General features: G+C 43.3%; 21 protein-coding genes. 19 read left to right on the top strand and 2 right to left on the bottom strand.

Annotated elements, in window-relative coordinates; all coding sequences use genetic code 11:
* Positions 1–118 precede the first annotated feature (118 nt).
* The 7 genes from B7705_RS08315 (at position 119) to B7705_RS08285 (ending at position 7,875) form a co-directional block, all read left to right on the top strand.
* On the top strand, positions 119–820 hold the full coding sequence (locus B7705_RS08315; protein ID WP_084948945.1) for an ABC transporter ATP-binding protein: 702 nt from the start codon (positions 119–121) through the stop codon (positions 818–820).
* Entirely contained in the window at positions 816–3,524 is a 2,709-nt protein-coding gene (locus tag B7705_RS08310) for an FtsX-like permease family protein (protein ID WP_193431911.1), read from the top strand. Before B7705_RS08315 ends, B7705_RS08310 begins: the two co-directional genes overlap by 5 nt.
* Positions 3,525–3,668: 144 nt before the next feature.
* Positions 3,669–3,938 carry a 30S ribosomal protein S15 gene (gene rpsO / locus B7705_RS08305; RefSeq protein ID WP_001018251.1) on the top strand — a complete coding sequence of 90 codons (270 nt, stop codon included), beginning with the start codon at positions 3,669–3,671 and terminating at the stop codon, positions 3,936–3,938.
* 430 nt (positions 3,939–4,368) lie between these two features.
* A complete protein-coding gene (locus B7705_RS08300; RefSeq protein WP_084948942.1) occupies positions 4,369–5,415 on the top strand; it encodes a FecCD family ABC transporter permease in 1,047 nt (348 codons plus the stop codon).
* Between the two features lies 1 nt (position 5,416).
* Positions 5,417–6,172 (top strand): ABC transporter ATP-binding protein, encoded by a 756-nt coding sequence (locus tag B7705_RS08295; protein ID WP_084948941.1) that lies wholly within the window; start codon positions 5,417–5,419, stop codon positions 6,170–6,172.
* Between the two features lie 19 nt (positions 6,173–6,191).
* Positions 6,192–7,202: an ABC transporter substrate-binding protein gene (locus B7705_RS08290; RefSeq protein ID WP_084948939.1), complete on the top strand. Its 1,011-nt coding sequence runs from the start codon at positions 6,192–6,194 to the stop codon at positions 7,200–7,202.
* Positions 7,183–7,875: an alpha/beta hydrolase-fold protein gene (locus B7705_RS08285; RefSeq protein WP_084948937.1), complete on the top strand. Its 693-nt coding sequence runs from the start codon at positions 7,183–7,185 to the stop codon at positions 7,873–7,875. The genes B7705_RS08290 and B7705_RS08285 overlap by 20 nt, the downstream gene beginning before the upstream one ends.
* 42 nt (positions 7,876–7,917) lie before the next feature.
* On the opposite strand, the gene B7705_RS08280 is transcribed toward B7705_RS08285, so the two are convergent.
* The gene (locus B7705_RS08280; RefSeq protein ID WP_084948935.1) at positions 7,918–8,667 is read right to left on the bottom strand and encodes a lysophospholipid acyltransferase family protein; all 750 of its coding nucleotides are present in this window, start codon (positions 8,665–8,667) and stop codon (positions 7,918–7,920) included.
* A 132-nt stretch (positions 8,668–8,799) separates the two neighbouring features.
* Here B7705_RS08280 and B7705_RS08275 point away from each other — a divergent pair, with 132 nt between their 5' ends.
* The 6 genes from B7705_RS08275 (at position 8,800) to B7705_RS08250 (ending at position 15,907) form a co-directional block, all read left to right on the top strand.
* Positions 8,800–11,136 (top strand): cation-translocating P-type ATPase, encoded by a 2,337-nt coding sequence (locus B7705_RS08275; protein WP_084948934.1) that lies wholly within the window; start codon positions 8,800–8,802, stop codon positions 11,134–11,136.
* 101 nt (positions 11,137–11,237) lie between these two features.
* A complete protein-coding gene (locus B7705_RS08270) occupies positions 11,238–11,915 on the top strand; it encodes a tRNA (adenine(22)-N(1))-methyltransferase (RefSeq protein WP_084948932.1) in 678 nt (225 codons plus the stop codon).
* A complete protein-coding gene (locus B7705_RS08265) occupies positions 11,902–12,699 on the top strand; it encodes a Nif3-like dinuclear metal center hexameric protein (RefSeq protein WP_084948930.1) in 798 nt (265 codons plus the stop codon). The genes B7705_RS08270 and B7705_RS08265 overlap by 14 nt, the downstream gene beginning before the upstream one ends.
* A 16-nt stretch (positions 12,700–12,715) precedes the next feature.
* A complete protein-coding gene (locus B7705_RS08260) occupies positions 12,716–13,819 on the top strand; it encodes an NAD(P)/FAD-dependent oxidoreductase (RefSeq protein WP_084948929.1) in 1,104 nt (367 codons plus the stop codon).
* A 101-nt stretch (positions 13,820–13,920) separates the two neighbouring features.
* Positions 13,921–14,940: a UDP-glucose 4-epimerase GalE gene (galE, locus tag B7705_RS08255; protein ID WP_049520446.1), complete on the top strand. Its 1,020-nt coding sequence runs from the start codon at positions 13,921–13,923 to the stop codon at positions 14,938–14,940.
* Positions 14,924–15,907, top strand: a complete 984-nt coding sequence (locus B7705_RS08250) for a glycosyltransferase family 2 protein (RefSeq protein WP_162284889.1) — start codon at positions 14,924–14,926, stop codon at positions 15,905–15,907. The genes galE and B7705_RS08250 overlap by 17 nt, the downstream gene beginning before the upstream one ends.
* An 82-nt stretch (positions 15,908–15,989) precedes the next feature.
* On the opposite strand, the gene B7705_RS08245 is transcribed toward B7705_RS08250, so the two are convergent.
* Positions 15,990–16,193, bottom strand: coding sequence for a ferredoxin (locus B7705_RS08245; protein WP_162284888.1), 204 nt, complete (start codon positions 16,191–16,193; stop codon positions 15,990–15,992).
* A gap of 45 nt (positions 16,194–16,238) precedes the next feature.
* Here B7705_RS08245 and B7705_RS08240 point away from each other — a divergent pair, with 45 nt between their 5' ends.
* From B7705_RS08240 to B7705_RS08210, 6 genes are all read left to right on the top strand, one after another.
* Positions 16,239–16,733 carry an SAG1386/EF1546 family surface-associated protein gene (locus B7705_RS08240; RefSeq protein WP_084926089.1) on the top strand — a complete coding sequence of 165 codons (495 nt, stop codon included), beginning with the start codon at positions 16,239–16,241 and terminating at the stop codon, positions 16,731–16,733.
* Between the two features lie 9 nt (positions 16,734–16,742).
* Positions 16,743–17,417 (top strand): (d)CMP kinase, encoded by a 675-nt coding sequence (gene cmk / locus B7705_RS08235; protein ID WP_000849393.1) that lies wholly within the window; start codon positions 16,743–16,745, stop codon positions 17,415–17,417.
* A 118-nt stretch (positions 17,418–17,535) separates the two neighbouring features.
* The gene (locus tag B7705_RS08230) at positions 17,536–18,042 is read left to right on the top strand and encodes a dihydrofolate reductase (protein ID WP_061417163.1); all 507 of its coding nucleotides are present in this window, start codon (positions 17,536–17,538) and stop codon (positions 18,040–18,042) included.
* Between the two features lie 201 nt (positions 18,043–18,243).
* Positions 18,244–19,476, top strand: a complete 1,233-nt coding sequence (gene clpX / locus B7705_RS08220; RefSeq protein WP_004240351.1) for an ATP-dependent Clp protease ATP-binding subunit ClpX — start codon at positions 18,244–18,246, stop codon at positions 19,474–19,476.
* Positions 19,477–19,484: 8 nt separating this feature from the next.
* Positions 19,485–20,072 (top strand): ribosome biogenesis GTP-binding protein YihA/YsxC, encoded by a 588-nt coding sequence (gene yihA / locus B7705_RS08215; protein WP_000405196.1) that lies wholly within the window; start codon positions 19,485–19,487, stop codon positions 20,070–20,072.
* A gap of 9 nt (positions 20,073–20,081) precedes the next feature.
* On the top strand, positions 20,082–20,462 hold the full coding sequence (locus B7705_RS08210) for a RidA family protein (protein WP_084948926.1): 381 nt from the start codon (positions 20,082–20,084) through the stop codon (positions 20,460–20,462).
* Positions 20,463–20,508 lie beyond the last annotated feature (46 nt).

Below are 20,508 nucleotides of genomic sequence, written 5' to 3'. Positions count from 1 at the left end.
AAACAGAAAGCCTAGGAATTCCTAGGCTTTTTTGTGTTTGCTTCTAGTTTTCAACTAGTTAAAAAAGCGTTATAATGATAGTAAAGAGTGACTTGATTGTAAGAAAGAGGGAAGGACGATGGCCTATATTGAAATGAAACACAGCTACAAGCGTTACCAGGTTGGGGATACGGAGATTGTGGCTAATCGTGATGTGAATTTTGAAATTGAAAAGGGGGAGCTGGTTATCATTCTAGGTGCTTCAGGTGCTGGAAAATCAACAGTTCTCAATCTTTTAGGAGGTATGGATACCAATGATGAGGGGGAGATTTGGATTGATGGTGTCAATATCGCCAACTATAGTTCGCACCAACGAACAAACTATCGTCGTGAAGATGTAGGCTTTGTTTTTCAGTTTTACAATCTGGTCTCCAATCTGACAGCTAAGGAAAACGTAGAGTTGGCCTCAGAAATTGTAGCTGATGCCTTGGATCCTGAGCAGGTCTTGACAGATGTAGGTCTGGCTCATCGCCTCAATAACTTTCCAGCCCAGCTTTCTGGAGGGGAGCAACAACGAGTTTCCATCGCACGCGCAGTAGCCAAGAATCCTAAAATTCTCCTCTGCGATGAACCGACAGGTGCCTTGGATTACCAGACGGGGAAGCAAGTCTTGAAGATTCTCCAAGATATGTCTCGTCAAAAAGGAGCAACGGTGATTATCGTGACCCACAATGGCGCGCTAGCTCCTATTGCAGATCGGGTGATTCACATGCGCGATGCCACGGTTAAGAGCATGACGGTCAATGAGCATCCGCAGGATATCGATACATTGGAGTATTAGCATGAAAAAAACATACCGAAAAGACTTGCTCCAGTCAGTGACGACTTCAAAAGGACGCTTTGTTTCTATCTTGACCTTGATGATGCTGGGTTCTTTAGCTCTGGTTGGCCTCAAAGTGGCCAGTCCAAACATGGAACGTACGGCAGAAGATTATCTCCGTAAAGCCAATACTCTGGATCTGGCCGTGATAGCAGATTATGGCTTGGACAAAGAAGACCAAGACGAACTAAAGACACTTCAAAGAGCAAGTGTTGAGTTTGGCTATATGGCAGACCTAACCGTTGAAAATAGTGAAGAAGCGGTTCGACTTTATTCCAAAACAGAGAGCATTTCAACCTTCCAAGTGACAGAAGGGCGACTTCCAGAGGCTGATGGGGAAATTGCCTTGGCTGATTTCTGGAAAGACCGCTATCAGATTGGACAGACTATCACCTTTAGCAAGAAAGAAGAGGGGAAGTCCCTTTTGAAATCCCAAACTTTCACCATTACTGGATTTGTTCAGTCGGGTGAGATGCTTTCTCAAGAAGACTTAGGGAGTGCTAGTAGTGGAAATGGAAGTTTGGCTGGCTATGGAGTGATTGTAGCCAGTCAGTTTGATACAGAAGTGTACAGTATTGCGCGTGTGCGCTATGATGATTTAAAAAATCTGGATGCTTTTTCATCAGACTATAGGACCAAACGAAATCAACATCAGGAAGACTTGCAAGACTTGCTGGCTGATAATGGTCAAAAACGATTGGCAAGCATCAAAACAAATGGGCAAAAGAGTTTGAAAGATGGAAAAGAACAGCTCCAAACAGCTGAAAATAACCTTCAAAAAGGCAAGAGTCAGTTAGAGCAGGCTGAAAGTCGATTGAAAACGCAAGAAGAACAAGTGACCGCTTTACCTGAGCCTCAAAAGAGTCAAGCCAAGGAGCAATTGACAAAAGCTAAGGAAGAATTGGCTACAGAAAAAGAAAAACTGGATCAGACAGAGAGTGCTCTAACTAAGGAAAAAGAGAAGCTTGAACAGCGCCAGAAGGAGCTTGATGAACTGGTAGAGCCGACTTACCATGTATACAACCGCCAAACCATGCCAGGTGGTCAAGGCTATCTCATGTACAGTAACGCTTCAGCAAGTATTCGTTCTGTCGGGAATATCTTCCCCGTGGTACTTTATATGGTTGCTGCAATGGTGACCTTTACTACTATGACTCGCTTTGTAGACGAAGAACGTACCAATGCTGGTATCTTCAAGGCTCTAGGTTACCGGAATCAAGATATTGTTGCCAAGTTTGTCCTCTATGGTTTTTTTGCAGGAACTGTGGGAACCATTTTAGGAACGCTTCTAGGACATTATCTCCTTGCAGGCGTGATTTCGGATGTTATAACAGCTGGAATGGTCGTTGGGAAAAGTCAGGAGTATTTCTACTGGTCTTATAGCCTCCTTGCCCTAGCCTTGAGTTGGGTATCCAGTGTCTTGCCGGCTTATCTGGTGGCGCGGAGGGAATTGCACGATGAAGCAGCCCAACTTTTGCTTCCCAAACCTCCCGTTAAAGGATCAAAGATTTTGCTGGAACGCTTGAGCTTTATTTGGAGTCGTTTGAGCTTCACTCATAAGGTCACAGCGCGAAATATTTTCCGATATAAGCAACGGATGTTGATGACCATTTTTGGAGTTGCAGGTTCGGTTGCTCTCCTATTTGCAGGTCTTGGCATTCAGTCTTCTGTGGGAGGAGTTGTGGAGCGTCAATTTGAACAAATCCAGCAATACCAGATGATTGTGGCAGAAAAGAGCAGTGCGAGTGAGAAAGAAAAAGCAGATCTAGAAAGTGCCTTGCAAGCTGAGCCTATCCATGCTTACCAAAAGATTTACTCTAAATCCATTGAAAAAGATTTCAAAGGAAAAGCAGGACTTCAAACGATTACCATGATGGTTACTAGTGGCGAAGACTTCAAACCCTTTATCACATTAGAGGAAAATGGGCGAGAGGTGCAGGTCACCGATGGAGCGGTCGTGAGTCAAAAATTAGCCCAACTATCAGGTGTTACGATTGGAGACAAGTTGGAGCTTGATGGGAAGGAAATTAAGGTCGCGGCTATTTCTGAAAACTATGTTGGACACTTTGTTTATCTCAACCGAGCGACTTACGAACAAGTCTACGGCACTATTCCACAGGACAATACCTACCTAGTAAAATTAAAAGATCCAACACCTTCCAATACGGAGCAAGAAGCTGCTACCTTCATGGAAGAAGCTGCTGTTTCAGGGGTGGTCCAAAATGCGACTGCCATCCATCTCTTTGAATCCGTGGCTAGTTCGCTCAATAAAACCATGGCAATCCTTGTCCTTGTTTCCGTTTTACTAGCCATTGTCATTCTCTACAATCTCACTAACATCAATGTGGCAGAACGTATTCGTGAACTTTCGACTATCAAGGTTCTCGGTTTCCACAATAAAGAAGTAACCCTCTATATCTACCGTGAGACCATAGTGCTGTCCCTTGTGGGAATTGCTCTCGGTTTGGTAGCCGGCCACTATTTACATCAATTTTTGATTCAAATGATTTCACCGGCCACCATACTCTTTTATCCACAAGTCAGCTGGGAAGTCTATGCTCTTCCAATCGTCGCAGTGACTGTGATTTTGACTTTACTAGGTCTCTTTGTCAATCGCCACTTGAGAAAAGTGGATATGCTTGAAGCCCTGAAATCAGTAGAGTAATTCACGGTTTTAAATAGTAAATCAGTTGACAAAGTCCCTGCTTCTTGGTAGAATAAGAACTGTCGTAAAGACAAATAACTTCTTCTTGGTTACAGGCATGCCAACCTGTCACTCGGATGAAGCCAAATAAAAAGGAGAAACATCATGGCAATCTCAAAAGAGAAAAAAAATGAAATCATCGCACAATATGCACGTCACGAAGGTGATACAGGTTCAGTAGAGGTTCAAGTTGCTGTCCTTACTTGGGAAATCAACCACCTTAACGAACACATCAAACAACACAAAAAAGACCACGCTACTTACCGTGGATTGATGAAGAAAATCGGTCGCCGTCGTAACTTGCTTGCATACTTGCGTAAAAACGACGTTAACCGTTACCGTGAGTTGATCAACTCTCTAGGACTTCGTCGTTAATCTGCTTTATTTTCCACTTACATTGCGTTGTCACCTTACCTCGATATACTCAAGTATAATCTTCGGTTACGGTTCCTAGCACTGTAAGGTAAAATAAACCAGATCATCTCCTTTCGGGGAGATTTTTTGTTTCACTAAAATTTTCGTACAATCTTCGCCTCGTCGCCTAGTTTATAAACGGTTTATCCAGCAAGAATCATGATGCTAAGGGCGCCAAAAATCCGTATGAAAATAGGGAAACGACACAGTGTTTGATGAACACAAGGAGTTTCATCTTTTTCACTAGGATTATAGCCCAGGCTCAAATTAGCTCTCTGGATTCAGAGAGCTTTTTCTATATATATTTCCATCCTTGTTCATCTAGTAGAAATATGGTATACTTTTCATGAGAATTTTCTAAATTTTTAAGATTCTATCAAAGGAGGTTTGCATGCTTTCCAAATTTTCTGGAAGCCGACGGGACCTGCAATTTGTGTTGTTTTTGGTTATTTTGCTAAGTGTTTTAGGAATTTCCCTCTTTCTAGCTGTTTCTATGGGGTCTGTTGCGATTGATCTAGGAGATACCTATCGGATTATTTTGAGCAGATTGGGGATTCCTCTTGAGATAGGAGAGGTTTCCAAGTCTACTCTTGCTATTGTATGGAACATGAGATTCCCCCGAGTATTGTTAGGTCTGATAGTAGGGGCTGGACTTTCTATGTGTGGTAGCGTGATGCAGTCTACAGTGAATAATCCTATTGCTGAGCCCTATGTCTTAGGAATCTCTGCGGGTGCAACTCTAGGGGCAACTTTGAGCATCATTCTTGGCTTAAAAGTGATGATTAGCCTTGGAGCTTTTCTTGGAGCTATTTTGGCAACAATTGCTGTCCTCATCATTGCCTCTATGCAGGGCAGGATGACAACTTCCAGTCTAATCTTATCAGGAACGGTGGTCAATGCCCTTTTTCTGGCATTTTCCAACTTTATTATCTCAGTTGGTGCTAATGCTGACAGTGTGATGACCATTAAGTTTTGGACCATGGGCTCGCTTGCTGGGACTACCTGGGCAGACTTGGTCCTGCCAACTATAGTAGTAGGAATGGCCTTTCTATTTTTCTCTACTCAGTATCGTGTTTTTAATGCGATGATGATGGGAGATGAGGCTGCTTTAACTTTAGGGATTCCCTTACGCTTTTATTGGTATCTTTATGTGACCATGGTAGCTGTGCTGACAGCAGTCTTAGTAGCAACTTGTGGGATTATTGGATTTGTTGGTCTAATTACTCCTCACTTAGCTCGAGGTTTAGTAGGAACGAATTACAGGAGACTTTTTCCCGTTGCGACCTTACTGGGTGCCCTCTTTGTCGTCTGGGCAGATGTACTCTCTCGTGTCGTCATTCCAAATGCCGAGTTGCCAATTGGTATTTTCACAGCCTTGGTAGGTGCTCCCTTCTTTATCTATATTGTTGGTGGTAGGCGAAGGGAGGTGAGGGTCTGATATGGACTTGATTTGTCAGGATATCCACTTTGGACTAGGAGAGAAAAAAATCCTCAAAGGAGTTTCTCTTAAGGTTGAGGGGCATCAATTTCATACGATACTTGGGCCAAATGGAAGTGGAAAAACCAGCCTGCTTAAACTCCTCTATCGTCAGGAAAAGGCGGACAAAGGCTTGATAAGTTTAGATGGAAAGCCACTGGAGCATTGGTCACTCAAAGAAACAGCCAAGCAAATGGCAGTTGTCACCCAGTTTAATCAATTGCAGTTTGATTGTACAGTTGAGGAAATCGTCTTGCTGGGAAGAACGCCCCACCTCTCTTTTCTACAGAAGGAAAGGGAAAGGGATTATGCACTCGTTCAAGATGCTCTCGTCAAGGTGGATATGCTTGAGAAGAAAACTCGTCTCTATTCGTCTCTTTCAGGGGGAGAGAAACAACGAGTCTTATTAGCCCGCGCCTTGGCGCAAGAACCAACTCTCTTGCTCCTGGATGAACCAACCAATCACCTGGATATCAAGTATCAGCTAGACTTGTTGGCCATTGTGAAAAATCTCAAGGTCAATGTTCTAGCTGTCCTACATGATATTCAACTTGCTTGTCGCTATTCGGATTATCTCTATCTGATGAAAGAGGGAGAAATCCTTTACCAAGGGACTCCAAAGGAGACCATCACCCCTGAGTCATTGAAAACTGTATACGGAGTTCAAAGTCAGGTTACTTGGACAGAGGATCAGCAAGCCATGATTCACTATTTATAAGAATGAAAAGGAAAACAAGATGAAAAAAACACTAAGCATTTTACTGGTAACAGTAGCTACCCTAACCATGGCAGCTTGTGGTAATACTACTACAGAAAAAGCTACCACACAGTCTAGCACAGAAACAAGTCAGAAGGCCAGCACAGAGACGACTTATCCGTTAACGGTCAAGACCTATGACGCTAAGGGAAATGAAGTCGAACAAGTCTTTGACAAGGCACCTGAAAAAGTTATCACCAACAATCTTTCAACCACTGAAATTTTGTTGGAGTTAGGCTTGAAGGATAAAATTGCTGGCATGCTCAACCCTGACAATGCTGTGACGGACAAATACAAGGACGCGATTGCGACGATTCCTCAAATTGGGGATAAAAAAACAGTCTCTCAAGAGACAGTCCTTTCTTATGAGCCAGATGCTGTGATGGGTCGAAACATGATGTTTTCTGAAAAATCCTTGGGAACAGTTAGCACTTGGAATGAAAACAAAATCCCAGTCTATACGCAAAAAGCTTCTCTCTCAACGATTCAGCAAGATTTGGGAAATATCGTAGAAGACGTTAAAAATTTTGGAATGATTTTTAATGTGCAGGACAAGGCCAATGAATACGCAGCCCAATTACAAGCTAAAATTGACGCTGTTAAGAAAGCAAACCCAGCAAGCCAAGGTGAAAAGAAAAAGGCTTTGATTATGGTTGCTTATAATGACGAAACCTTTGGTGCTTACAAGTCTGCTTTGCAAGAAAGCTTGTTGAATCAACTTGGTTATACCAACGTTGCAACGGGAACATCAGGCTTGACCTTGGAAAATCTCGTGTCAATGGATCCTGAGTTGATTATTTATGTGACTAGCGACCGCAATAAAAAATTGGATGCCAACGCAGTAGAGTTGATGAAGAAAAATGCTGTTTTGGAAAATGTTCCTGCAATTAAGAATCAAAAAATCATGACCATTTCTTACGATGAGTTGATGGATTATGGTCCAGCAGTGATTGATTCCCTTGAGAAAATCAATGACTTTATCAATAAATAATGAGTTTGATTGGGAAGGAATCCAAGTTAGGGTCAGCCTTCCTTCGACCTATGATCCCAACCAAACTTATCCAGCTATTCTCTTGAATGATGGAAACTTGGATTTCCTATCTTCACTTTCAGAATCTGTGATTTTAGTTGGTTTGACCTCTAAACATCGCCTAGATGACTACACTCCATGGAAGGCATCTGCTCTGAGAGAGGGGACTCCAGATTTTGGCGGTCAGGCAAAGGTCTATCATGATCATTTATTTGGAGGCCTTTTAGATAAGTTGCAGTCGCTTTATCGCCTGGACAAACATCGCCTTGCCTATGGGGGTTACTCACTAGGTGGTTTGGTGGCAGTATACAGTCTTTTCCATTTTGATAAGGTCTCCTGTATCTTCTCTATCTGCGGTTCCTTTTGGTATCCTGATTTTGTGGCTTACTGCAGGGAAGAAAAGGTGAAAAATTTGGACTGTTTGCTGTATTTACAGAATGGTCAAACAGAAGGAGTCCATCATACCAATCGCTTGGCTCAAGCACCAGTCTATGCTGAGCAGATCCATACCAGTCTTCAGCAACGCTATCCGACTGGTCAGTTTGTCTTTGATCCCTATGGGCATCATGAGCAAGTGGCTGAACGATTCCTAGCCTTTTCCAGCTGGTTGGCCCAAAAATGGAAAATCGAATAAAAGAAATATCCCTTGGCAAAAGCCAAGGGATATTTGTATTTTTTAACCAAGAGCCTCTCTCTTCTTATCTGGATTCCAGATAAAGCTTGCAATGAAGGTAAAGATAATCGTTAGGATACCAACAATCACAGCAAGGATGAGGGCAGGGATGCGGATAAACCACCAGAGTGGATTTGGTTTTTTATCATTGTGCCATTGCTTGGTTTCTTCGTCCAAACGTTGGAATTCTGCTTGGATACGGTCTGCAACCATTTCGATTCCTTCATCATTCATTTTCTTGATGTCTGAGATATCGATAGGATTTCCAAAGTTCATATCGACACGTTCACGGCTAACCAAGCCTTTCAAGGTCATGGGACCGGTATAGGTAACAGGCATGATGCGAACCTTAGCCATTTTGGCAATCAAGGCAACTCCACCCTTGACATCATTTGAGTGACGGCTCCCACTTGGAAACATGATGAGAGAGCGGTCGCTTTTTTTGAGGACGTTAATAGGGTACTTGATGGCAGAGGCATTAGGTTTTTCTCGGTCGATAGGAAAGGCGCCACACATACGGATCCACCAGCCAAAGATACGGTTGTTAAACAACTCTTTTTTGGCCATAAAGATGAACTGTTTTGGCTTGGTCGCAAAGGCCATATATACAGGATCCCACCAAGTACGATGAGGAGCGACGAGGATATAGTTTTCGTCTCGATTAGGGATTTTATCAGTATTGTGATAGTGGGCATTGCCATTGATGGACCACAAGATCAGCATGACTAGTCCACGCAAATAAGTATAAAACATGAGATCTCCTTCGATTGTATTGCTTTTATTATTATACCTTATCAAAAGACTACTGGCAAACTTTTTCAGTTGTCAGCCAACAGTTTTAGATGGGATTAGAATTCTTTTAAAAAAAATGATATGATAGAGTTTATGGATAAAAATAAGATTATAGGATTAACCCAAAGAGAAGTCAAGGAAAGACAGGCTCAAGGTTTGGTCAATGACTTTACCGCTTCAGCCAGTACCAGTACTTGGCAAATCTTTAAACGAAATGTTTTTACACTTTTTAACGCTTTAAACTTTGTTATTGCTCTAGCGCTGGCCTTTGTGCAGGCTTGGAGCAATCTGGTCTTCTTTGCCGTTATCTGCTTTAACGCTTTTTCTGGGATTGTGACCGAGCTGCGGGCTAAACACATGGTGGACAAGCTCAATCTCATGACAAAGGAAAAAGTCAAAACCATTCGTGAGGGTCAAGAAGTTGCTCTCGATCCAGAAGAGTTGGTTCTAGGAGATGTCATTCGTTTGTCTGCTGGGGAGCAGATTCCTAGTGATGCTCTAGTTCTGGAAGGCTTTGCGGAAGTCAATGAAGCCATGTTAACGGGGGAGAGTGATTTAGTACAAAAGGAAGTGGATGCCTTGCTTTTATCAGGGAGTTTCCTAGCCAGTGGCGCAGTTTTGGCTCAAGTTCACCATGTCGGGGCAGAAAACTATGCTTCCAAACTCATGCTGGAAGCTAAGACAGTGAAACCCATCAACTCCCGTATCATGAAATCGCTGGACAAGCTAGCTGGTTTTACTGGGAAGATTATCATTCCCTTTGGTCTAGCTCTCCTGCTAGAAGCCTTGATGTTAAAAGGCCTACCCCTCAAGTCATCCGTTGTAAATTCGTCAACAGCCCTTTTGGGAATGTTGCCCAAGGGAATTGCCCTTTTGACCATTACTTCACTCTTGACTGCGGTGATCAAGCTGGGCTTGAAAAAGGTTTTAGTGCAGGAGATGTACTCTGTTGAGACCTTGGCGCGCGTGGATATGCTCTGTCTGGACAAGACGGGAACCATCACTCAAGGAAAGATGCAGGTGGAGGCGGTTCTTCCACTGACGGAAACTTATGGTGACGAGGCTATTGCCAGTATTCTAACCAGCTACATCGCTCATAGTGAGGATAAAAATCCAACAGCCCAAGCCATTCGTCAGCGTTTCCAAGGACAGGTAGCCTATCCCATGCTTTCGAATCTTCCCTTCTCAAGCGACCGCAAGTGGGGAGCTATGGAGTTAGAAGGTTTGGGAACGGTTTTCTTAGGTGCGCCTGAGATGTTATTGGATTCTGAAGTCCCAGAAGCCAGAGAGGCCTTGGAGAGAGGTTCACGAGTCTTGGTCTTAGCCCTCAGTCAGGAAAAATTAGACCATCACAAACCACAGAAATCATCTGATATTCAGGCTCTAGCCTTGCTGGAGATCTTGGACCCCATTCGAGAAGGAGCAGCTGAGACGCTGGACTATCTCCGTTCTCAGGAAGTGGGCCTCAAGATTATCTCTGGTGACAATCCAGTTACAGTGTCCAGCATTGCCCAGAAGGCTGGCTTTGCGGATTATCACAGCTATGTAGACTGTTCAAAAATCACGGATGAGGAATTGATTGCCATGGCTGAAGAAACAGCTATTTTCGGACGTGTTTCCCCTCATCAAAAGAAACTCATCATCCAAACGCTGAAAAAAGCAGGGCATACAACGGCTATGACAGGGGACGGAGTCAATGACATCCTAGCTCTTCGTGAGGCGGATTGTTCTATTGTAATGGCTGAGGGAGATCCTGCGACTCGCCAGATTGCCAATCTGGTTCTTTTGAACTCAGACTTTAATGATGTTCCGGAGATTCTCTTTGAAGGTCGTCGCGTGGTCAATAACATCGCCCACATCGCACCGATTTTCTTGATTAAGACGATTTATTCCTTCTTGCTTGCAGTCATCTGTATCGCCAGTGTTCTTCTGGGACGGTCTGAGTGGATTTTGATTTTCCCCTTCATTCCAATTCAGATTACCATGATTGACCAATTCGTGGAAGGGTTCCCACCATTCGTTCTGACTTTTGAGCGAAATATCAAACCTGTTGAGCCAAACTTCCTCAGAAGATCCATGCTTCGCGCTCTACCAAGCGCACTCATGGTCGTGTTCAGCGTCCTTTTCGTGAAACTATTTGGAGCGAGCCAAGGTTGGTCTGAGTTAGAAATCTCAACCCTACTCTATTATCTCTTGGGGTCAATTGGTTTCTTATCCGTATTTAGAGCCTGCATGCCATTTACTCTCTGGCGTGTACTCTTGGTTATTTGGTCAGTAGGAGGTTTCCTAGCTACAGCTCTCTTCCCAATGATTCAAAAGTTACTTGAAATTTCAACCTTAACTGGACAAACATTGCCTGTTTATGGGGCAATGATGCTGGTATTTACGGTGATTTTCATTCTAACCAGTCGTTACCAAGCGAAAAAATAAAGAAAGACCGCAATCTGTGGATTGCGGTCTTTTTAGGTGTAAGATTGCTAGCTGAAATATGGTATAATAGAAGGTAATAGAGTTTTGGAAAGTGAGAGAAGATGATTTCAAAGAGATTAGAATTGGTGGCGTCCTTTGTGCCACAAGGTGCCATTTTACTAGATGTAGGGAGTGACCATGCTTATCTGCCGATTGACTTGGTTGAGAGAGGCCAAATCAAAAGCGCCATTGCAGGGGAAGTGGTGAAAGGTCCTTACCAGTCTGCGGTTAAAAATGTTGAGGCTCACGGTCTAAAGGAGAAAATTCAAGTCCGTTTAGCCAATGGCTTAGCAGCCTTTGAAGAGGCTGACCAAGTTTCTATTATCACCATTGCTGGTATGGGTGGCCGTTTGATTGCTACCATATTGGAAGAAGGATTGGATAAACTTGCGAGTGTAGAACGTTTGATCCTCCAGCCCAATAATCGTGAAGACGACTTGCGCATTTGGTTACAAGACCACGGATTTCAGATTGTAGCAGAAAGCATCCTAGAAGAGGCTGGCAAGTTTTATGAAATTCTAGTGGTGGAAGCGGGACAAATGAAGCTATCAGCTAGTGATGTCCGCTTTGGCCCCTTCTTGTCCAAAGAAGTCAGTCAAGTCTTTGTCCAAAAATGGCAAAAAGAAGCTGCTAAGCTAGAATTTGCCCTTAGCCAAATCCCAGAAAAAAATCTGGAGGAACGTCAAATTTTATCAGATAAAATTCAAGCCATCAAGGAGGTTCTCCATGCTAGCAAGTGAAGTGATTAACGCGTATGAAGGCTTTTGCCCTCAGGAATTTTCAATGGAGGGTGACAGTCGTGGCCTGCAAATTGGAACTCTAGACAAGAATATTCAAAGGGTCATGGTTGCTCTGGATATTCGTGAAGAGACGGTTGCTGAAGCCATTGAAAAGGGTGTGAACTTGATTATCGTTAAGCACGCGCCTATCTTTCGTCCCATCAAGGACTTGGTAGCCAGCCGTCCGCAAAATCAGATTTACATCGACCTGATCAAGCATGACATCGCAGTTTATGTCAGCCATACCAATATTGATATCGTTGATAATGGGTTAAATGACTGGTTCTGCCAGATGCTAGGTATTGAGGACACGACCTATCTGCAGGAAACAGGCCCAGGACGTGGGATTGGGCGGATTGGGAATATTCAGCCTCAGACATTTGGGGAATTGGCCCAGCATGTCAAACAAGTCTTTGGTCTAGATAGTCTTCGAATGGTTCATTATCAAGAGAGTGATTTGCAGACGCCTATTTCAAGAGTGGCCATCTGTGGTGGTAGCGGGCAGTCTTTCTATAAGGATGCTTTAGCTAAGGGAGCAGATGTCTACATCACTGGGGATATCTACTATCATACAGCTCAGGATATGCTGTCTGATGGCTTGTTGGCGCTGGACCCGGGCCACTATATCGAAATTCTTTTTGTCGAAAAAATTGCTGACCTCCTTAATCAATGGAAGGCAGAAAAGGATTGGACCATTGATATCATACCTAGCCAAGCATCGACCAATCCTTTCCACCATATCTAGTTAGAAAGTAAAGACAATGAAAAAAGTTGCCATTATTGGATCAGGGATTGTGGGGGCAACAGCTGCCTACTACCTCTCGAAAGAAAGCGACCTAGAGATAACTATTTTTGACCATGGTCAGGGTCAGGCAACCAAGGCAGCAGCAGGAATTATCAGTCCTTGGTTCTCCAAACGCCGCAATAAAGCTTGGTACAAGATGGCGCGCTTGGGGGCTGACTTTTATGTGGATTTGTTGGCTGATTTAGAAAAGTCTGGTCAGGAGATCGACTTTTACCAGCGTTCGGGAGTCTTTCTCTTGAAAAAGGATGAATCCAAGTTGGAAGAACTCTATGAACTAGCCCTTCAGCGCAGGGAAGAATCTCCTTTAATAGGCCAGTTAGCTATCATGGATCAAGCCTCAGCTAATGAATTATTCCCTGGTCTGCAGGGATTTGACCACTTGCTCTATGCTTCTGGTGGAGCGAGAGTAGATGGTCAGCTCTTAGTGACTCGTTTGCTAGAAGCTAGTCAAGTCAAGCTGGTCAAAGAAAAAGTGAGTCTGACACCTTTAGCATCTGGCTATCAGATTGGCGAAGAGGTGTTTGATCAGGTTATTCTAGCGACGGGAGCTTGGTTGGGGGACATTTTGGAACCTTTAGGATATGAGGTAGATGTTCGTCCCCAAAAGGGGCAACTCCGAGACTATCAACTTGCTCAAGACCTGGAATCATACCCTGTTGTCATGCCAGAAGGGGAGTGGGATTTGATCCCTTTTGCAGGTGGGAAATTGTCCTTGGGCGCTACTCATGAAAATGATATGGGATTTGATTTGACGGTAGATGACACCTTGCTCCAACAAATGGAGGAGGCAGCCTTACCTCACTATCCAGCCTTGGCAGAAGCGAAATCATCGGGTGAGCGTGTGGGAATCCGTGCCTACACTAGTGATTTCTCCCCTTTCTTTGGGCAAGTACCTGGTTTAGCAGGTGTCTATGCAGCTAGTGGTCTAGGTTCATCAGGCCTCACAACGGGTCCTATCATTGGTTACCATCTAGCCCAATTGGTCCAAGACAAGGAGTTGACCTTGGACCCAGTAAACTACCCAATTGAAAACTATGTCAAACGAGTAAAAAGTGAATAAAATTTTACTGAAATTTTAGCAGGTAGTTTAGGATGGCAAATGACATTCCCTATCAAAAATGGTAAAATAAGAAAAAATAATTCGAGAATCGAGGAAAAAAGATGCAAGAAAAGATTTTGGTAACTGGTGGAGCTGGTTTTATCGGAACCCACACTGTTATTGAGTTGATCCAAGCAGGTCATCAAGTCGTTGTGGTGGATAATCTTGTCAATAGCAATCGTAAAAGTTTAGAAGTTGTTGAAAGAATCACAGGAGTCAAGATTCCTTTTTATGAGGCAGATATCCGTGACACAGATACCCTCAGAGATATTTTCAAGCAGGAAGAGCCGACTGGTGTCATTCACTTTGCTGGTTTGAAGGCTGTTGGCGAATCAACACGCATCCCTCTTGCCTACTATGACAACAATATCGCTGGAACTGTCAGCCTTCTAAAAGCCATGGAAGAAAATAACTGTAAGAACATCATCTTCAGTTCTTCTGCGACAGTTTACGGAGACCCTCATACAGTTCCAATCTTAGAAGATTTTCCGCTTTCAGTGACCAACCCGTACGGTCGTACCAAGCTCATGCTAGAGGAAATTTTGACCGATATCTACAAGGCAGACTCAGAATGGAACGTGGTATTACTTCGTTACTTTAACCCAATCGGAGCGCATGAAAGTGGAGACTTGGGAGAAAATCCTAACGGAATTCCAAACAATCTCTTGCCTTATGTTTCACAAGTAGCAGTTGGCAAACTAGAGCAAGTGCAAGTATTTGGAGATGATTACGATACAGAAGATGGAACTGGTGTTCGTGACTATATCCATGTTGTAGACCTAGCCAAAGGTCACGTTGCAGCTTTGAAAAAACTTCAAAAAGGTTCAGGTCTAAACATTTATAACCTTGGGACTGGTAAAGGTTACTCCGTTCTTGAAATTATCCAAAATATGGAAAAAGCAGTGGGACGTCCTATTCCTTACCGCATCGTAGAACGTCGCCCAGGTGATATCGCTGCCTGCTACTCAGACCCAGCAAAAGCCAAAGCCGAACTTGGATGGGAAGCCGAACTCGATATTACTCAAATGTGTGAAGACGCATGGCGTTGGCAAAGCAAGCATCCAAATGGATTTGAAGACTAAGATGATGATTTCAATCATTGTCCCATGTCTAAACGAAGAGGAAGTACTTCCTCTTTTTTATCAGTCTGTTGAAGCACTCCTTCCAGAATTGGGGGCAGAGATCGAGTATGTCTTTGTGGATGATGGTTCAAGCGATGGCACTTTGGAGCTTTTGAAGGCCTATCGGGTGCAAAATCCTGCGGTACATTATATTTCTTTCTCACGAAATTTTGGGAAAGAGGCAGCCTTATACGCAGGCTTGCAGCATGCAACTGGAGACTTGGTGGTCGTGATGGATGCAGACCTTCAGGATCCTCCTAGTATGCTACTTGATATGAAAGCCTTACTAGACCAAAATGCAGACTTGGACTGTGTTGGGACACGGAGAACTAGTCGGGAGGGAGAACCCTTCTTTCGCAGTTTCTGCGCTGACATCTTTTACCGCCTCATGCAAAAAATCAGCCCAGTAGCCCTGCCATCAGGTGTTCGTGATTTTCGGATGATGAGAAGGTCTGTGGTGGATGCCATTTTAAGCTTGACCGAGTCCAATCGTTTTTCTAAGGGCCTCTTTGCCTGGGTCGGTTTTCGAACATACTACCTAGACTATCCAAATGTCGAAAGACAGGCTGGCAAGACCAGTTGGAGTTTTAGACAGCTCTTTTTCTACTCGATTGAAGGGATTCTCAACTTTTCAGATTTTCCCTTGAGTATAGCCTTTGTAGCTGGACTCCTATCTTGTTTTATTTCTTTTATGATGACTGTTTTTGTGGTGTTTCGAACCCTTATCTTGGGGAATCCGACATCTGGCTGGACTTCTCTGATGGCTGTCATTCTCTTTCTTGGAGGGATTCAACTCCTGACCATTGGGATTTTGGGAAAATATATCAGTAAGATTTATATGGAAACCAAAAAAAGACCACTCTATCTCGTCAAAGAAAAAAGTGATCTTTCTATTTTTGAAGGGAAAAATAACCAGAAAAGACTATAATTTTACCTAGAAATATGCTAAACTAGTAGATGAAGGGATTAAAGTGACAAAAAGAATCAACAAAATCAATCTCCCTTTTAAACTATGATGGATCTTTGAGAAGTGCACGTGTAGGGCACTGTTTGATAGCCTCCAGAACATCGCTGGTCTCAGCGATTTCTCTTTGCAATTCAACTGGATCATCGTAAAATCGAACGATTCCATTATCATGGTAATCAAAGAGTTCAGAGTAGGTCTGGCAAAGCCCGCAGGCGATGCACCGTTCAGGTATAAGTGTGACTTTCATATTTATATTGTAATAAGAAAATGAAAAAAATACAAGGAGTAAGGTATGGAAAAAGAACCGTGGCAAGAAGATATTTATGACAATAGAGAAGAAGAAACAAGATTAGAGCGTCGTCACCGTAAACAAAAAGGAAAAGGTGTTGTTGCCAATCGTGTCTTGACCATTCTAGCTAGCCTCTTCTTTGTAATCGTTGTAGCGATGGTTGTCGTATTGATTTACCTTTCTACTGGAGGAAGTAACCGCACGGCAGCTTTGAAGGATTTTTATGATTCTTCAGCTCCATCGTCAACCTCTAAAGTGGAAGAGTCTTCTTCCTCTACTAGTAAAGCTCAAGAAACGAAAGAATCAACTCCTTCAGAAAGTAGTTCTGAAGAACACACAGATGGAGAAGGAACGCTTACTGTGCAACCTGGAGAAGGAGAAGCAGCTCTCGCTCAGCGTGCAGGGATTTCCATTGCCCAGCTAGAAGCTCTGAATCCTTCTCATATGTCATCAGGAACTTGGTTTGCCAACCCTGGTGATGTCATCAAGACTAGATAGGAGTCGGAAATGAAGACAATTCAAATTGCTATTGATGGTCCTGCTTCCAGTGGTAAGAGTACGGTCGCAAAGATTATTGCTAAGGATTTTGGTTACACTTATCTTGATACAGGTGCCATGTATCGTGCTGCGACTTATATAGCACTCAAGCACCAGTTGGATGCAGGAAATGTAGACCAACTTCTTGAACTTCTGAACCAACACCCTATTAGTTTTGGACGTTCGGAAACAGGTGAGCAACTTGTCTTTGTTGGCGATGTTGATATTACTCATCCGATTCGTGAAAATGAAGTGACCAACAAGGTTTCAAGCATTGCTGCCATTCCTGAGGTGCGTGAGAAACTGGTTTCGCTCCAGCAAGAGATTGCCCAGCAAGGTGGCATTGTCATGGATGGGCGTGATATCGGGACAGTTGTTTTACCACAAGCTGAACTCAAGATTTTCCTAGTAGCCTCTGTTGAAGAAAGAGCAGAGCGTCGTTACAAGGAAAATATTGCTAAAGGGATTGAGACTGACTTGGAAACGCTGAAAGAAGAGATTGCGGCACGTGATTACAAGGATAGTCATCGTGAAACCTCACCTCTCAAACAGGCTGAGGATGCAGTTTACCTTGACACAACTGGACTAAGTATACAAGAAGTGGTCGAAAAAATTGAATCTGAAGCAAAAAAATATATGTCCTAGGGACGAGAGGAGCAGGCTAAATGAAGCCTGCTCCTTTTCTCTCTTTTGAGCGCGTTTCAAAACAGTCTTTTTGGGAGAATTTTGATAAAATAGTAGTATCAATAAAAAGGACGGAAGCATGACAAAGAAAATCATAGCCATTTGGGCCCAAGATGAAAAAGGGGTGATTGGGAAGGAAGATCGTCTCCCTTGGCATTTGCCAGCAGAGTTGCAACATTTTAAGGAAACAACTTTAAATCATGCTATACTGATGGGACGAGTGACCTTTGATGGAATGGGGCGTCGTCTGCTTCCCAAACGCCAAACCTTGATTTTGACACGAAACAGTGATGAAGTCGTGGATGGAGCGCTCGTGTTTCAAGATGTGAAGTCTGTTTTAACTTGGTATCAGAGTCAGGAAAAAAATCTCTATATCATTGGTGGAAAACAGATTTTTCAGGCTTTTGAGCCCTATTTAGATGAAATCATCGTGACACAGATTCATGCTCAGGTGGAGGGAGATACCTATTTCCCTGAGGAGTTTGACTTGTCTCGTTTTGAGACAGTCGCAAGCAAATCTTATACCCGAGATGAGAAAAACGACTATGATTTTACCATCGAATACCGAGATAGAAAGGAAGTCTAATGGAGCGCAGTATATTTGGATTTTTTACAGCTTTTTTGTGTGTAATCTGTATTTTGACTGGAGCACAGGCTTTTCGTAAGAAGCGCTATGGACTATCCGCCTTACTCTGGTTGAATGCTTTTACCAATCTGGTAAACAGTGTCCATGCTTTTTATATGACCTTATTTTAGATAGAATGATAAATTAGAATGGAAGGAAATCATGCCTACAAATAGGAAAAATGATATGATGGTTTATTGCTCATTTTGTGGCAAAAGCCAAGAAGAAGTAAAGAAAATAATCGCTGGGAACAACGCCTTTATCTGTAATGAATGTGTGGAATTAGCCCAGGAAATCATTCGGGAGGAGTTGGCCGAGGAAGTTTTAGCAGACTTGTCTGAAGTCCCAAAACCAATTGAACTCCTCAATATCTTGAACCACTATGTGATTGGTCAGGATCGTGCCAAACGTGCCTTGGCAGTGGCTGTATACAATCACTATAAACGCATCAATTTCCACGATACGCGTGAAGAGTCAGAAGATGTGGATTTGCAGAAGTCAAATATCCTGATGATTGGTCCAACTGGTTCAGGGAAAACTTTCTTGGCCCAGACTTTAGCTAAGAGCTTGAACGTGCCTTTCGCTATTGCAGATGCGACAGCTCTGACTGAGGCTGGGTATGTGGGTGAGGACGTGGAAAATATCCTACTCAAACTCTTGCAGGCTGCTGACTTTAATATCGAACGTGCAGAACGCGGGATTATCTATGTGGATGAAATTGACAAAATTGCCAAGAAGAGCGAGAATGTGTCTATCACACGTGACGTTTCGGGTGAAGGAGTGCAACAAGCTCTTCTCAAGATTATCGAGGGAACTGTCGCTAGCGTGCCGCCTCAAGGAGGACGCAAACATCCACAACAAGAGATGATTCAGGTGGATACTAAAAATATCCTCTTCATCGTGGGTGGTGCCTTTGATGGTATCGAAGAAATCGTCAAACAACGTCTGGGTGAAAAAGTTATTGGCTTTGGACAAAACAACAAAGCGATTGACGAAAACAGCTCCTACATGCAAGAAATCATCGCAGAAGATATTCAAAAATTCGGTATTATTCCAGAGTTGATTGGACGCTTGCCTGTTTTTGCAGCTCTTGAGCAATTGACGGTCGATGACTTGGTTCGCATCCTGAAAGAACCAAGAAATGCCTTGGTGAAACAATACCAAACCTTGCTTTCTTATGATGATGTCGAGTTGGAATTTGACGACGAAGCCCTTCAAGAAATCGCCAATAAGGCTATCGAACGCAAAACTGGTGCGCGTGGTCTTCGTTCTATCATCGAAGAGACAATGCTAGATGTTATGTTTGAAGTACCGAGTCAGGAAAATGTGAAACTGGTTCGCATCACAAAAGAAGCTGTTGATGGAACGGATAAACCAATCCTAGAAACAGCCTAGAGGTGATTATGGAAATCAATACACACAATGCTGAAATCTTGCTCAGTGCAGCCAACAAGTCCCACTATCCGCAGGATGACCTGCCAGAGATAGCCCTTGCAGGGCGTTCAAATGTTGGGAAGTCCAGCTTTATCAACACCATGCTCAACCGCAAGAATCTAGCCCGTACATCAGGGAAACCTGGGAAAACCCAGTTGCTCAACTTCTTCAACATTGATGACAAGATGCGTTTTGTGGATGTACCAGGTTATGGCTATGCCCGCGTTTCTAAAAAGGAACGTGAAAAGTGGGGCCGCATGATTGAGGAGTACCTAACGACTCGTGAAAATCTCCGTGCAGTGGTTAGTCTAGTGGATCTCCGCCACGACCCGTCAGCAGATGATGTGCAGATGTACGAATTTCTTAAGTATTATGAGATTCCGGTTATCATCGTTGCGACCAAGGCGGACAAGATTCCTCGTGGTAAGTGGAACAAGCACGAATCAGCAATCAAAAAGAAATTAAACTTTGACCCAAGTGACGACTTCATCCTCTTTTCATCTGTCAGCAAGGCAGGGATGGATCAGGCTTGGGATGCAATATTAGAAAAATTATGAGGGAAAGAAATGGCAAAAACAATTCATACAGACAAAGCTCCAAAAGCTATAGGACCATATGTTCAAGGAAAAATCGTTGGCAATCTTTTATTTGCTAGTGGTCAAGTTCCCCTATCTCCTGAAACTGGAGAAATTGTAGGAGAAACTATACAAGAACAGACAGAACAAGTTTTGAAAAACATCAGTGCTATTTTGGCAGAAGCAGGAACAGACTTTGACCATGTTGTCAAAACCACTTGCTTCTTGAGCGATATGAATGACTTTATTCCTTTTAACGAGGTTTACCAAACTGCCTTTAAAGAGGAATTTCCAGCTCGTTCAGCTGTGGAAGTTGCACGTCTTCCTCGTGATGTAAAAGTCGAAATTGAAGTGATCGCAGAGATTGGATAAGCTAGTTGAAGTTTGGCTCTGCCAAACTTTTTTTGATATAAGGAGA

The sequence above is a fragment of the Streptococcus oralis subsp. dentisani genome (assembly GCF_002096685.1).
GTDB lineage: Bacteria > Bacillota > Bacilli > Lactobacillales > Streptococcaceae > Streptococcus > Streptococcus oralis_AD.
The sequence above is the reverse complement of the archived record's forward strand: the minus strand, read 5'-3'. Positions and strand labels throughout refer to the sequence as shown.